Origin of the sequence: Streptomyces sp. NPDC058291 (assembly GCF_042880855.1) — a bacterium.
Lineage (GTDB): Bacteria > Actinomycetota > Actinomycetes > Streptomycetales > Streptomycetaceae > Streptomyces.
This window is the reverse complement of record NZ_JBHVYK010000053.1, coordinates 42,866-55,786: the sequence shown is the minus strand read 5'-3', so window position 1 is coordinate 55,786 and position 12,921 is coordinate 42,866. Positions and strand designations below refer to the sequence as shown.

Sequence of the window (12,921 nt, the reverse complement as noted above, 5' to 3'; positions counted from 1 at the left end):
GACCGCCGGCGCGCCGCCGCCGTATCCGACAGGCGGCGGCGCGCCCTCGCTCGTATGGTGGAAAGCGATGGGCCGCATGCGGCCCGTGCCCCCCGGTGCGGCTGTGGCCTGCGGCGCGAGAACCTCCTCATGCGGGAGCAAGCCCATGACACACGCGTACACGCGACTGCGCGGCGGCATTGTGGCCGCCGCCGCGGTGGGGGCGCTGGTGGCGCCCGCGGCGGCCGGCGCGACGCCGCCGCCGTCCTCGGCCGCCGCCGTCGCGACCGCCACCGAACCGCCCTCGCCCACCGCGTCCGGGGGCGGCGTCGTCGCACTCACCCCCGACGTGCGGCAGCAGGTCGACGACGCCGTCCAGCGGGTCATGAAGCAGGCGAACGTGCCCGGCGTGAGCGTCGGCATCTGGGCGCCCGACGAGAGCCCGTACGTGAAGTCCTTCGGCGTCCGCGACAAGAGCACCGGTCAGAGGATGGCGCCCGACCTGTTCCTGCGCATCGGCAGCGAGACCAAGACGTTCACCGTGACCGCGGTCCTGCAACTGGTCGACGAGGGCAGGATCGGCCTCGACGACACCATCGGCAAGTACATCGACGGTGTGCCCAACGGCGACAAGATCACCCTGCGGCAGCTGGCCGGCATGCGCAGCGGACTGTTCAACTACTCCGCCGACGAGGACTTCTTCAAGGCGCTGACGTCCGATCCGACGCGGCCCTTCACCCCGCAGCAACTGCTCGACTACTCCTTCAAGCACCCCGTGCTCTTCCCGCCGGGCAAGGAGTTCTACTACTGCAACACCAATCTGATCCTCCTCGGCCTGCTCGTGGAGAAGATCAGCGGTCAGCATCTGAACGACTACATCCACGAGCACGTCCTGAACCCCGCCGGACTCGACGACACGCTGTTCCCGACCGGCGCCGAGTTCCCCACGCCGCACTCCCAGGGCTACACCGACCAGACCGCGACCGGGAAGGTCGAGGACTCGGCCGACTGGAACCCCTCCTGGGGCTGGGCCGCCGGCGCGATGATCTCCACCCTGGACGACCTGCGCGTCTGGGCGCGCACCGTGGCCACCGGCGTGCTGCCCGACGGCAACCGGATGATCAGCCCCGCGACCCAGAAGCAGCGGCTGATCACCCCGGCCACGCCCATCCCGGGCGCCGGCTACGGCCTCGGCATCTTCAACGTTCAGGGCTGGATCGGTCACAACGGCTCGCTGCCCGGCTACGAGTCGCTGACCGTCTACCTGCCGTCCGCGCGGACCACCCTCGTCGTCGTGCTGAACACCGACATCAACTACAAGAACGAGGAACCCAGCACCCTGTTCGGCGACGCGATCACCTCGATCATCTCCCCGGACCACGTGTTCGACCTGCCGGCGGAACCCACGGCGAGGTGAGGACGTTCGAACAGGTGCAGGGTGAGTCGGTTCGTGCACGGGGAGGGTGAGATGCGGGAGCAGGAGCAGGAGCAGGAGCAGGAGCAGGAGCAGGAGCAGGAGCAGGAGCAGGACGGCGCCGCGGAGGAACGGCGCCGGGACCGGTTCGGTGCGTTGCCCGGGCGGGTGCGCCCGCAGGACATGGTGGAGGAGCGGCCGGCCACGCCGAGGGACCCGGCGCGGGACGCCTACGATCCGGACGAGTTCGCGGTCCGGTACGGGCTCTGAGCCGGCGAGGGCGGCCGGGGAGCGCTTCTCCCCGGCCGCCCTCGTGGCGGGTTCGTCGGCTCAGGAGGCCCGCACCTCGGCGATCGTCACCGGCCGGTGCTCGTGCAGGGAGAGCGTGCACGCCTCCGCGATCCAGCCCGCCTCCAGGGCGTCCTCGATCGTGCAGGGGGAAGGGCGCGAGCCGGCCACGACCTCGGTGAACGCGGTGAGTTCGGCGCGGTAGGCGGCGGTGAAGCGGTCCATGAAGAAGTCGTGCGGCGTGCCGGCCGGGAAGATGACGCCGGGTTCCACCGAGCGCAGCGGCAACTTGTCCTCCAGGCCCACGACGATGGAGTCCGTGAAGCCGTGCAGCTCCATGCGGACGTCGTAACCCCGGGCGTTGTGGCGGGAGTTGGAGACCACGGCGATCGTGCCGTCGTCCAGGGTGAGGATCGCCCCGGTGGTGTCGGCGTCGCCGGCCTCCCTGATGTAGTCGGCGCCCCGGTTGCCGCCGACCGCGTACACCTCGCTCACCTCGCGGCCCGTCACCCAGCGGATGATGTCGAAGTCGTGCACGGAACAGTCCCGGAAGATGCCGCCGGACGCGGCGACGTACGCGGCCGGCGGCGGGGCCGGGTCCAAGGTGGTGGAGCGGACCGTGTGCAGCCGGCCCAGCTCGCCCGCCCGCACGGAGTCCCGAGCGGCGACGAAGCCCGCGTCGAAGCGGCGGTTGTAGCCGATCTGGATGGGCACGGCACTGCCCTGGACGGCCCGGAGCACGGCGACGCCCTCGGTCATCGTCCTGGCGACGGGCTTCTCGCAGAAGACGGGAACGCCCGCCTCGACGGCAGCCAGGATCAGGCCCGGGTGGGCGTCGGTCGCCGCCGCGATCACGACGCCGTCCACCCCGGCCGCCAGCACGGCCTCGGGGGAGTCCGCGACCTCGGCGCGGAACCGCTCGGCGGCGGTCTTGGCGGCCGCCGCGAACGGGTCGGCCACGACGAGCGACTCGACGGCGTCGAGTCCGGAGAGGGTCTCGGCGTGAAAGGCGCCGATGCGGCCGAGGCCGAGGATTCCGATGCGCATGGGACGTGCAGCTCCTTGAGGTCTTGCGAAGAGGTCTGACGAAGCGTCTTACGGGACGGGGACGGGCGGGGGAAAGCGGCGTGGGGGAGGGTGGGGCCGCCCTGGGGCGGTCACGAGGGCGCCCGCGCGGGCCGCGGTCCCGCGGGCGGCCGTGCCGCCGCTCCGGCTGCCGTCGTCTCCGCGGCCGTCGTCTCCGCGGGTGACCGTGTCGTGGGCGCGTCCCATGTGTGCGGGCCCTTTCAGCTGGTGCGGCGCTGGGCGGCCGCCCGCAGCGCGTCCCTGAGCGCCCGCGGCGTCCACCCCTCGCGCAGCGCCCGGCGCACGAGGTCGGCCGGGGAGGACGGGGCGAGACCGCCGACCGGCGGATCGGCGTCGAGGTTGGTGGGGAACGGGTAGCCTTCGGCGCTCGCGGCGACGACCCGCTCCAGCCAGTCCTCGTCCACGCCCTGCGCCCGGCGGCGCAGCAGCACCGGGAAGACCGCGCCCGCCACCGCCTCCCGGTCCACGGTCTCCATGGCGCGCCCGAAGGCCGAGGACACCTGCAGCAGGTTGGCCGTGCGGCGCACGTCGGCGGTGCGGTTGTGGCCCGCGGCGTGCAGCACGGCCGGATTGAAGAAGACCGCGTCGCCCTTGGCGAGGGGGAGCTGCACGTGGTGGTCGTCGAAGTAGGCCTGGAAGCGCGGCAGCCGCCACGCCAGATAGCCCGGCTCGTACGTCTGCGAGTACGGCAGGTACAGCGTGGGGCCGGTCTCCACCGGCATGTCGCCGTGTGCGACCGCGCCCTGCAGGGTGAGCACGGGGGAGAGCCGGTGGACGTGCGCCGGGTAGGCGGCGGCCGTCTCGCCGGAGAGGAACCCGAGGTGGTAGTAGTCACGGTGCGGGCGCTGCGCCGCGCCGCCCGGGTTGACCACGTTGACCTGGGCGGTCACCTGGTAGCCGGGGCCCAGCCAGGCCCGCGCGGCCAGGGCGAGGACGTCGTTGGCGTAGTAGTCGGCGAACGTCTCCGGGTCGTACAGGGCGGTCTTCTCCAGGGCGTTCCAGACGCGGTCGTTGGCGCCGGGCACGGCGAAGTGGTCGCCGGCGGCGGCGCCCGAGGCGCGCTGCTCGGCGATCAGCGCCTCGAAGACGGCGGTGGCGCGGTCGACGACCGCCGGATCGGGGAAGGCCCGTCGGAAGACCACGACGCCGGGGCCGTCGGCGAAGGCGCGCACCAGCTCGGCGCGCACCGCCCGGCCGTCTCCGGCTCGCGTCGCGCGCAGCCGCTCGCTGTCGTAGACGAGGACGCCGCCCTCGACCGACGCGGCGTGCGGGTAGTCGGCGAGATCGGTGCCGCGCTCGACGAGGGCGCGCAGGTCGTCGATGTCGCAGTCCTGCTCGGTCAGCCAGGAACGGCCTCGGGTGGAGGTGAAGGACATCGTCGTCCCTTCGGTGACAGCGGCGGCTCGGTGCTGTCATTGTTGTCAGTACAAACCCGTCGAACAACCAGCAGGCGGCCGTCAAAAACCCCTCAAGCCGACCCCGAGGAGTCGTCCGTGGGCCATCCCTTCCCTCTCCGTGAGATCGCACGTCAGGCCGGTCTCAGCGAGGCCACCGTGGACCGGGTGCTCAACGGCAGGGGCGGGGTGCGGGAGTCCACCGCGCAGGAGGTGCGGCGGGCCATCGCGGATCTGGACCGGCAGCGCACCCAGGTCAGGCTCGTCGGCCGCACCTTCATGATCGACATCGTCATGCAGGCGCCGGAACGATTCACCACGGCCGTCCGCTCCGCCCTGGAGGCGGAGCTGCCGTCCCTGCACCCGGCCGTGCTGCGCTCCCGCTTCCACTTCCGGGAGACGGGACCGGTCCAGGAGTTGGCGGCGACGCTGGACCGGACGGTCCGGCGCGGCTCGCAGGGCGTCATCCTCAAGGCGCCCGACGTCCCCGAGATCACCGCCGCCGTCGGCCGGTTGGTGGCCGCCGGCATCCCGGTCGTCACCCTGGTCACCGACCTGCCCGCCAGCGCCCGCCTCGCCTACGTGGGCATCGACGACCGGGCAGCCGGCGCCACCGCCGCCTACCTCATGGGCCAGTGGCTCGGCGACCGACCCGGAAACGTGCTCACCAGCATCAGCAGCGGCTTCTTCCGCAACGAGGAGGAGCGCGAGATGGGCTTCCGCAGCCTGATGCGCGCCCGCCATCCGCAGCGCGCGCTCGTCGAGATCGCCGAGGGGCAGGGGCTGGACGCCACCCAGTACGACCTCGTGCGGGCAGCCCTGGAACGCGACCCGGCGATCCGCGCGGTGTACTCCATCGGCGGCGGCAACATCGCCACCCTGCGCGCCTTCGCCGACCTCGGCCGCGACTGCGACGTGTTCGTGGCGCACGACCTCGACCACGACAACACCCGGCTGCTGCGCGAGCACCGGCTGTCCGCCGTCCTCCACCACGACCTGCGGCACGACGTGCGCGAGGCCTGCAGCACCGTGATGCGGGCGCACGGCGCGCTGCCCCCGGCCGGGCCCCGGCTGCCGTCGGCGATCCAGGTGGTCACCCCGTACAACATGCCGCACCGGGGGGCGGCCGGCTGACGGGGGCCGCCCCTCGGGGCGCCTGCTCGCGCCGGGCCGCCGGTCTCCGGCGGCCCGGCGAACCGGGCGAGGCGACTCAGCGGTGCAGCGCGGGCGACGCGCCCGCCGGGGCGACCCGGGCCGCACCGCGGCGGACCGTGATGCCCAGGGCCAGCAGCCAGTAGCTGAGGACCGCCCCCGTCAGCGCGGTCGTGCCCCAGCCGTTGGCCGCGTAGAAGAACGCGGGGTCGTTGCCGAAGAACAGCGACGGCACGAACAGGAGGTTGAAGCCCGCCAGGACGTACGCGGAACGGCCGGTCCAGCGGGGCAGCACACCACTGCGGGTCACCGCCCGGCCGAACGCGGCCAGGAACAGGCCCAGCATCAGACGGGAGATCGACCCGTACAGGATGTAGGTGCCGCTGACGTCGATCGTCGGGTCGATCGGGTGATCCACGGCGATGACCGCGCCGGCCTCCAGGCCCATCGAGACCAGGGTGACGGTGGCGTAGACGAGCCCGGCGGACAGAGCGATCGAGCCGAGCCATCCGCGGGCGGGAGCGACCCGGGCGACGAGTTCGCGGAAGGCCGTGAAGAACACGACCAGACAGGCCAGCGCGACGATGCCGAGCAGCAGCCTGGACAGGACGTTCGCGTCCGGCGGCGGCCCGGAGTAGACGAAGTACAACGGCACCTCGACGATGAGGACGATCGCGGCGACCAGGGCCGCGAGGCCGGTCAGACGGCGGGCGACGGCTTCGGACATGGTGTTCCCCCGAGTTCTCGGTGCGACGGTTCCCGCGCCGGCGGCCGTGTGAGCGCCGACCCCTGAAGCGTGCCGTCGCACCGGGCCCGCGTCCCTGGCCCTGAGGACCGAACCCGGGGTGGTGCCACCGCCACCGCTACCCGGGGTGCACGTCCACCCAGGCCCCGCTGCGCGCGGACCGGGTCATCGCGTCCAGCACGCTCGCGCTGCGCACCGCGTCGGCGAGCGTCGCGCCGTGCGGCACGCCCTCGGCGACCGAGCGCAGGAAGCGGTACGCCTCGACGACCTTGAGATCGTCGTAGCCCATGGCGTTCGCCGCGCCCGGCTGGAAGGCCCCGAACTCGCCGTCGCCCGGACCGACGTACACCGTGCTGACCGGCTGGTCCTGGTAGGCCGTGCCGCGGCTGACACCCAGCTCGTTCATCCGCCGGAAGTCCCAGAACACCGCGCCCTTGGCGCCGTGCACCTCGAAGCCGTAGTTGTTCTGCTCGCCGACGGAGACCCGGCAGGCCTCCAGCACCCCTCGCGCGCCGGAGGCGAAGCGCAGCAGACAGCTGACGTAGTCCTCGTTCTCGACCGGGCCGAGCTCACCGCCGGCGGCGCGGCTGTGGCCCGCCGTGGCCCCCGTGGGGCGGGCCCGCTCGGGCACGAAGACCGCCGTGTCGGCCGTCAGCGCGGTGATGTCGCCGATCAGGAAGCGGGCCAGGTCGGCGCCGTGCGAGGCCAGGTCGCCGAGCACCCCGCTGCCGCCGCGCTCGCGCTCGTACCGCCAGGTCAGGGCACCGTCCGGATGGGCGGCGTAGTCGCTGAAGAGGCGGATGCGGACATGGGTGATCGCACCGAGTTCGCCGGACGCGATGAGATCGCGGGCCGCCTCCACGGCGGGGGCGTTGCGGTAGTTGAAGCCGACCGTGCCCTGCACGCCCGCCGCGGCCACCGCGTCGGCCACCGCTCGGGCGTCCTCGACCGTGAGCCCCACCGGCTTCTCGATCCAGAGGTGCTTGCCGGCCTCGGCCATCGCCACACCGATCTCCCGGTGCAGGAAGTTGGGCGCGGTGACGCTGACGGCGCCGACGCGCGGGTCGGCGGCCACCTCCCGCCAGTTGCGGGTGGTGGCGGTGAACCCGAACCGGTCGGCGGCCTCCTCGGCCCGGCCCGGGACCTCCTCGGCGACGACCACCAGCTCCGGACGCACCGCGAGCCGGGGGTAGTGGTGCCGCACGCGCGCGTACGCCTGGGTGTGCACCCGGCCCATCCAGCCGAACCCGACGACGGCGACTCCGAGCGCGTCCACCATGACGGTTCCTCTCAGCCCTGTGCGGCCCTCTTTAGACCGGTCCACATACTGCCCCGGCCACCCTGCGGGCGTTGCGAACGGCATGTCAAGGCCCACACGCGCCTTTGACAACCGGTCCCCGAGATGGAACGGTCCAAGTCATGAGAGCGCCGACCATCCGTGACGTCGCCGACCGTGCCGGCGTCTCCAAATCGCTGGTCTCCCTCGTGCTGCGCGGCTCCGGACAGGTGCGCGCGGAGAAGCGGGAGGCCGTCCTGCGCGCGGTGCGCGAACTCGGCTACCGCCCCAACGCGGCGGCCCGCAGCCTCAGCGAGCAGCGCGGCCTCCCCTCGGCCCGGCCGGGCCCCGGCACCGGGACGCCCATGGTCGGCGTACTGCTGCACGACCTGCGCAATCCCTGGTACGTCGACCTGCTGGACGGCCTCAACTCCCTGCTGCACGCGAGCGGCCTGCACATGCTGCTCGCCGACGCCCGCCTGAACCGCCGGGTCGGCCAGGACGCGGCCGGCGCCTTCCTGGACCTCGGCGCGGACGGGCTGGTGGTCGTCGGCACCCTGCCCGATCCGGCCGCGCTGGGCGCGGTCGCCGAGCGGATCCCGGTCGTGGTCGCGGGAGCCCGGGAAGCCGTCCCGCCGGGGGTGGACGTGGTCGCGGGCGACGACGAGCGGGGCGCGCGCCTGGCCACCGAGTACCTGCTCGGGCTGGGCCACCGCCGGATCGCGCACATCGCGGGCTACGGAGCGGTCGGCGAGCTGCGCCGGCGCAGCTTCGAGGCGGTGATGCGGGAGCACGGCGCGCGCGGGGCCGTCGTCGAGCCCAGCGACATGACCGAGGAGGGCGGGCACCGGGCCGCCCTGCGGCTGCTGACCCGCCCGGACCGGCCCACCGCCGTGTTCGCCGTCAACGACATCGCCAGTGTGGGAGCGCTGTCGGCGGCCGAGGAACTGGGCCTGCGCGTGCCCGGCGACCTGTCGGTGGTCGGCTACGACAACACGAGCACGTCGCGGCTGCGCCACCTGTGGCTGACCACCGTGGACAACGCCGGCCACGAGGTCGGTCGCCGGGCGGCCCGCTGCCTGCTCGACCGGCTGGAGGGGCGCGGGGGAGCGGGGCGGGTACGGCTGGCCGCCCCCGTGCTGGAGATCAGGGGGACGACGGCCCCCGCGGCCGCCCCGCTCACCGGTTGATCGCGTAGACCTTGCGCAGCGTCTCGTGGACCGTCCACGTCGTGCGGTCGCCCTCCCGCAGCACGGCCATGTCGCCGGGGCCCACGGCCAGGACGGGGCCGCCCTCGACCTCGATGGTCGCCGACCCGCTGAGCACGACGAACAGCTCGTCCGCCTCGGTGTCGGTGACCACGCCCGGGGTGATCTGCCAGATGCCCCGGACCTGCCGGCCGTCGGCGGACTCCCACACCACCTTGCCGCTGACCTCGGGGGCGCCGGAGACGATCTGGGCCGGATCGAGCGGGTCGGGTTCGAGGTCGGCCTCGGGGACGTGCAGAGCGAAGCTGTGGGTCATGCGGCGACCCTAGCGAGCGGATCCGTCCCCGCGGGGTGGACACCGTGTGTGGTGCGGGCCCCGGCGGGGCGGCACTCCGTCGCGGACGCGGCGGGTCCGTGCGTACGGGACGCACCCGCGCGACCTGTGCGACCGGCGCGACCGGCCGGGCCGTCGGGACCGGTGGGACCGGTGGGACTGGCGGGCGCTCCGGCGGCGGGTGATCGTGGGGCTCATGACGGACGACACGGCGGCCGCGGGCCACGACCACCGGCACGGCACCCGCGAGACCGTCCTCTTCGGCGGCGTCTACGGCGCGGTGCTGGCCAGTTCGATGGTCGCCGCGCTCACCCAGTACGGACACGCCTCGCGCGAGAGCCGCCGCTACGACGCGGCCTGGCTGCTGGTGACGGCCCTCGCCTCCGCCCTCGCGCACGGCTACGCGCACTACATCGCCGAGCGCGCCCCGCACCGCCGCGGGGACGCGCTGCGCACCCTGCGCGAGGAGTGGCCCCTGGTCGCGGCGGTCGTGCCGACGGTGCTGGTGCTGGCGGGCGCCGGCTGGGGCTGGTGGCCGGCCGACGGCGTGGAGTACCCGGCGTTCGCCCTCAACATCGCCCTGCTCTTCGCCCTCGGGCTGATCACCGCCCGCTCCTCGCACCGCTCGTGGACGGCGGCCGGGTTGATCGGCGCGGTCGACGCGCTGCTCGGAGTGGTCGTGGTGGTGGCGAACGCGGTCATCAAGTAAGGCCCTCGCGGTGCCTGCCACCCGCGGCCGATACGGCGGACGAAACTGTTGACAACGCTGTCCGGCCAGGCCGTCGCGCACTGAGCCGGCGTCGCGCCCCGCGGCCACGGGGGCGACGACGGACGCCGGTCACCGCACGAGCCGCGGGGCCGGCCTCCGCGGGGACCGGCTGAGCTGCTCTGCCCGGGAGCGCTGGGCTCCGAGCCAGGGGCGGAAGCCGGTACGGCGACACCCGGGCGGGCGCGTGCCCGTCAGTCGCGCCGGGCCACGACGCGGTACGCGTTCGACACCCCCAGCCGCCGCGACAGCGGGCGCACCGCGAACCGGTCGAGCAGGGTGGCCGCCACCAGTGCCGGCACCCCGGCGACCAGCAGCGCAGCGCGCAGCGCGCGACGCGCTCCGCTCGGCGGCCGGGGCAGCCAGGGCGCGTCGTCGCGCGGGGCAGCGTGGTCCAGCGCCAGCCAGACGGCGGCCAGCAGGTCCACCGGGTCGTGCGGCTCGGCGTGCTGCTCGGCCACCACCGTGAAGCCCAGTTCGCGCAGCCGTTCCCGCAGATTGGCCACCGGCACGAAGTGCAGATGCTGCGGCTGCAGCCAGGGCAGCCACCAGCGGCCCAGCAGCCGCGCGTAACGGCTCTCGGGGTCCGGCACCTCGACGAGGAGATGCCCGCCGGGTCGCAGCGTCTCGTGCGCGGCGCGCAGTTCGCGGTCGGGATCGGTGCTGTGCTCCAGGTAGTGGAACATGCTCACCACGTCGTAGCGACCGGCCAGTTCGGGCGCGAGGCCGGGGAAGTCACCCCGGTACCCGCGCTCCACCCGGCCCTCCCGCTCGGCCAGTTCGACGCCGTCGGTGAAGTCCAGCCCGTCGAACGTGGTCCGGGGCAGCACCTCGCGCGCGGCCGCGCAGAAGTGGCCGTGCCCGGTGCCGACGTCCAGCCACGTCTTCGGCGCCGGGTCGTGCGCCAGCATCGACTCCGCCCGCCCCCGGTACATCGCCGTCCGGCCGCCGAAGGTGTCGCCGAGCTTCTTCTCGCCCAGCCCGTCGTAGAAGTCCCGGTAGTAGAACTCCAGGCCCCGCTCGTTCAGCCGGGGGTTCTGGAAGGTGTGCCCGCAGCCCTCGCAGCGGTCGAGGACGAACCGGCCCGGTTTGTGCTGGAGCAGGTCGGTGGTGCGCAGCCGGGTGGTCAGCTCCGGCGAGCCGCACCAGGGGCAACGGGTGCGCCGGGGCTCGAAGAAGCGGTCCAGGCCGGCGGCGATGTCCGCCTGGTAGGCGGGCCGCAGCCCCGCGATCCGCTCGGCGGGATCGGTCTTCTCGCTCATCGGCGCTCCCTGGCCAGTTCGTCGAGTCGGGCCGCGGCGGCCGGGGCGCCGCCCGCGGCGCGGAACGCCGTGCCGATCCGCTCGGCCGCGGCGCGGTGTCCGGGGTCGTCCAGGACGGCGTCGACCGCCGCGCCCACCTGCCGGGCGGTGACCCGGCCGAACCGCACCCGCACTCCGGCTCCCGCGTCGACGACCTGGCCCGCCACCACCGGCTGGTCGTCACGGATGGGGGCCACCACCAGCGGGACGCCGTGCCACAGGGCCTCGCACACGCTGTTGTGCCCGGCGTGGCAGACGACCGCGTCGACTCCCCTCTCCAGCAGGGCGAGTTGCGGCACGAAGGGCACGACCAGCACGTCCTTGTCGTCGCCGTCTGCCGGCAACATGCCGCCGGGGTCGACGATCACCGCCTGCAGCCGGTCGGCCCGTTCCCGCAGCGCGCCGCGGCACACGTCGAGGAACCGGCCGCCGACGTCGGCGTTCGCGGTGCCCAGCGTGACCAGGACGGTGCCGCGAGCGGGGTCGAGCCATTCCCAGGGGAAGCCGGCGGCGGACGGCCGGGACGTGACCGACGGCCCGACCCAGCAGATCGCCCCGCCACCGTGTGCGCCCGCGGTACGAGCGTGCGCCTCGCCCGCCAACTCCGGTGTGCTGAAGGCGAGGACGAGGTGCGGGGAGAAGCGGGGGTCGGCCGTGGCGGCCGGGTCCCCGACGGACTCGCGCAGCGCGGCCAGCCGCCGCCGCAGCCACGCGCCGACCTTGGGCAGCCCGGCGAGGGGGTCGGTGAACTCCGCCGACGTGGTCGCCGAGGTCGCCCACGGCAGACCCAGCCGCTCCGCGACCAGCGCGCCCGCGAAGGCCTGCTGGTCGGCGACGACGACGTCCGGCCGGAACGTCTCGACGGCGGCCCGGACGCCCGGGGCCATCGCCTCGGCCAACGGCAGCAGGTACCACTCCCACAGGAACTTCAGCGCCTCCGGCCCGCGCAGCTCGGCCGGCCGCTCACCCGGCGGCGCTCCGGCGCACGCCAGGACCGGGCCGGCCGCGGGGCCCGCCAGCCGGGTGACCAGCGCCGGATCGGGACACGCCCACGCCACCTGGTGGCCGCGCGCTACGAGTTCGGCGGCGACACCGACGGTGGGGTTGATGTGGCCGGTCAACGGCGGTACGACGAACAGGAATCGGCTCACCCGGCCGCCTCCGCCGCCACCCGTCCGGCCGTGCCCGCGGCCTCCTCGACGAGCTGGAGGATGTGCCCGCCGACCGTCCCGGACGCCTCCACCAGGACCGAGTGCTCATGACCTGGGATCACCACGGTCCGGCAGTCGGGCAGCGCCGCCTCCAGCCGGGGCGCGAGCTCGGCGAGATCGGAGTCGCCGCCGTACAGAGCGAGCACCGGACAGCGCACGGCGGCGATCTGATCGGCGGTCAGCACCCGGCTGGCGGGGATGTCCCGGCCGAGGGTGGTGTCGCGGGCCAGCCGGGCGGCCCCCTTGGCCAGCCGGGCGGTGTTGTGCCCCCGGTGGGCGGAGATCCAGGCGATCGCGTCGGGCTCGTTGTGGGCGAGCTGGGTGACGACGCGGTCCAGGATGCCGCCGAGCTTCACCGCCCAGGCGGCGGTGGCCGGCTCCGACTCGACGAGGCTGACGCTCGCCGCCCGGTCGGGCCGCCGGGCAGCGAAGCCGAACGCGATCGTGCCGCCGTAGGAGTTGCCGACCAGATGCACCGGACCGGCTGCCCCCAGCCGGTCGAGCAGGGCTTCCAGGTCGTCGATGTTGTGGTCCAGCGTGTATCCCGCGACGGGGCGTTCGCTGCGGCCGTGCCCGCGCAGGTCGTACATGACGACGTCGAGCCCGGCGGCCGCGAACGCGGGCGCGACGGTGAAGTAGTAGCTCGCCAGGCTGTCGGTGAGCAGTCCGTGCACCAGCACCACGGTGGCGGTGGCCGGCCGGCCCGCCCGGGGGCCGATCCGCTGTACGTGCAACCGGACGGCGCCGGTGTCGACCATCGCCATGGC

The 12,921-nt window shown here is 74.1% G+C and carries 13 protein-coding genes; 5 read left to right on the top strand and 8 right to left on the bottom strand.

Going from position 1 to position 12,921, the window contains the following annotated elements; genetic code table 11:
* Positions 1-145: 145 nt before the first annotated feature.
* Positions 146-1,396, top strand: coding sequence for a serine hydrolase domain-containing protein (locus tag ACFVYK_RS24745; protein ID WP_389777754.1), 1,251 nt, complete (start codon positions 146-148; stop codon positions 1,394-1,396).
* Between the two features lie 51 nt (positions 1,397-1,447).
* On the top strand, positions 1,448-1,663 hold the full coding sequence (locus ACFVYK_RS24740; protein ID WP_389777752.1) for a hypothetical protein: 216 nt from the start codon (positions 1,448-1,450) through the stop codon (positions 1,661-1,663).
* Positions 1,664-1,723: 60 nt separating this feature from the next.
* Here ACFVYK_RS24740 and ACFVYK_RS24735 read toward each other — a convergent pair whose 3' ends face one another.
* The gene (locus tag ACFVYK_RS24735; RefSeq protein WP_389777751.1) at positions 1,724-2,728 is read right to left on the bottom strand and encodes a Gfo/Idh/MocA family oxidoreductase; all 1,005 of its coding nucleotides are present in this window, start codon (positions 2,726-2,728) and stop codon (positions 1,724-1,726) included.
* A 239-nt stretch (positions 2,729-2,967) separates the two neighbouring features.
* Positions 2,968-4,143 carry a phytanoyl-CoA dioxygenase family protein gene (locus tag ACFVYK_RS24730; protein ID WP_389777750.1) on the bottom strand — a complete coding sequence of 392 codons (1,176 nt, stop codon included), beginning with the start codon at positions 4,141-4,143 and terminating at the stop codon, positions 2,968-2,970.
* A 117-nt stretch (positions 4,144-4,260) separates the two neighbouring features.
* Between ACFVYK_RS24730 and ACFVYK_RS24725 the strand changes: the two genes are divergently transcribed.
* Positions 4,261-5,295 carry a LacI family DNA-binding transcriptional regulator gene (locus ACFVYK_RS24725; protein WP_389777748.1) on the top strand — a complete coding sequence of 345 codons (1,035 nt, stop codon included), beginning with the start codon at positions 4,261-4,263 and terminating at the stop codon, positions 5,293-5,295.
* A 76-nt stretch (positions 5,296-5,371) separates the two neighbouring features.
* Here the strand turns inward: ACFVYK_RS24725 and ACFVYK_RS24720 are convergent, their stop codons facing one another.
* Together ACFVYK_RS24720 and ACFVYK_RS24715 are read right to left on the bottom strand one after the other, a co-directional pair.
* Complete coding sequence (locus tag ACFVYK_RS24720; RefSeq protein WP_389777746.1) at positions 5,372-6,040, bottom strand: hypothetical protein; 669 nt, start codon at positions 6,038-6,040, stop codon at positions 5,372-5,374.
* A 136-nt stretch (positions 6,041-6,176) separates the two neighbouring features.
* Positions 6,177-7,337 carry a Gfo/Idh/MocA family protein gene (locus tag ACFVYK_RS24715; protein WP_389777744.1) on the bottom strand — a complete coding sequence of 387 codons (1,161 nt, stop codon included), beginning with the start codon at positions 7,335-7,337 and terminating at the stop codon, positions 6,177-6,179.
* A 140-nt stretch (positions 7,338-7,477) separates the two neighbouring features.
* Here ACFVYK_RS24715 and ACFVYK_RS24710 point away from each other — a divergent pair, with 140 nt between their 5' ends.
* A complete protein-coding gene (locus ACFVYK_RS24710) occupies positions 7,478-8,524 on the top strand; it encodes a LacI family DNA-binding transcriptional regulator (RefSeq protein WP_389777742.1) in 1,047 nt (348 codons plus the stop codon).
* On the opposite strand, the gene ACFVYK_RS24705 is transcribed toward ACFVYK_RS24710, so the two are convergent.
* Positions 8,514-8,858 (bottom strand): cupin domain-containing protein, encoded by a 345-nt coding sequence (locus tag ACFVYK_RS24705; protein ID WP_389777740.1) that lies wholly within the window; start codon positions 8,856-8,858, stop codon positions 8,514-8,516. The genes ACFVYK_RS24710 and ACFVYK_RS24705 overlap by 11 nt on opposite strands.
* A gap of 214 nt (positions 8,859-9,072) precedes the next feature.
* On the opposite strand from ACFVYK_RS24705, the gene ACFVYK_RS24700 reads away from it, so the two are divergent.
* On the top strand, positions 9,073-9,585 hold the full coding sequence (locus tag ACFVYK_RS24700; RefSeq protein WP_389777738.1) for a hypothetical protein: 513 nt from the start codon (positions 9,073-9,075) through the stop codon (positions 9,583-9,585).
* 251 nt (positions 9,586-9,836) lie between these two features.
* Here ACFVYK_RS24700 and ACFVYK_RS24695 read toward each other — a convergent pair whose 3' ends face one another.
* From ACFVYK_RS24695 to ACFVYK_RS24685, 3 genes are read right to left on the bottom strand one after another with little or no spacing between them, the layout of a single operon-like run.
* Positions 9,837-10,904 carry a class I SAM-dependent methyltransferase gene (locus tag ACFVYK_RS24695; RefSeq protein WP_389777737.1) on the bottom strand — a complete coding sequence of 356 codons (1,068 nt, stop codon included), beginning with the start codon at positions 10,902-10,904 and terminating at the stop codon, positions 9,837-9,839.
* Positions 10,901-12,094, bottom strand: a complete 1,194-nt coding sequence (locus tag ACFVYK_RS24690; RefSeq protein ID WP_389777736.1) for a glycosyltransferase — start codon at positions 12,092-12,094, stop codon at positions 10,901-10,903. The genes ACFVYK_RS24695 and ACFVYK_RS24690 overlap by 4 nt, the downstream gene beginning before the upstream one ends.
* Positions 12,091-12,918 (bottom strand): alpha/beta fold hydrolase, encoded by an 828-nt coding sequence (locus tag ACFVYK_RS24685; RefSeq protein WP_389777735.1) that lies wholly within the window; start codon positions 12,916-12,918, stop codon positions 12,091-12,093. Before ACFVYK_RS24685 ends, ACFVYK_RS24690 begins: the two co-directional genes overlap by 4 nt.
* Positions 12,919-12,921 lie beyond the last annotated feature (3 nt).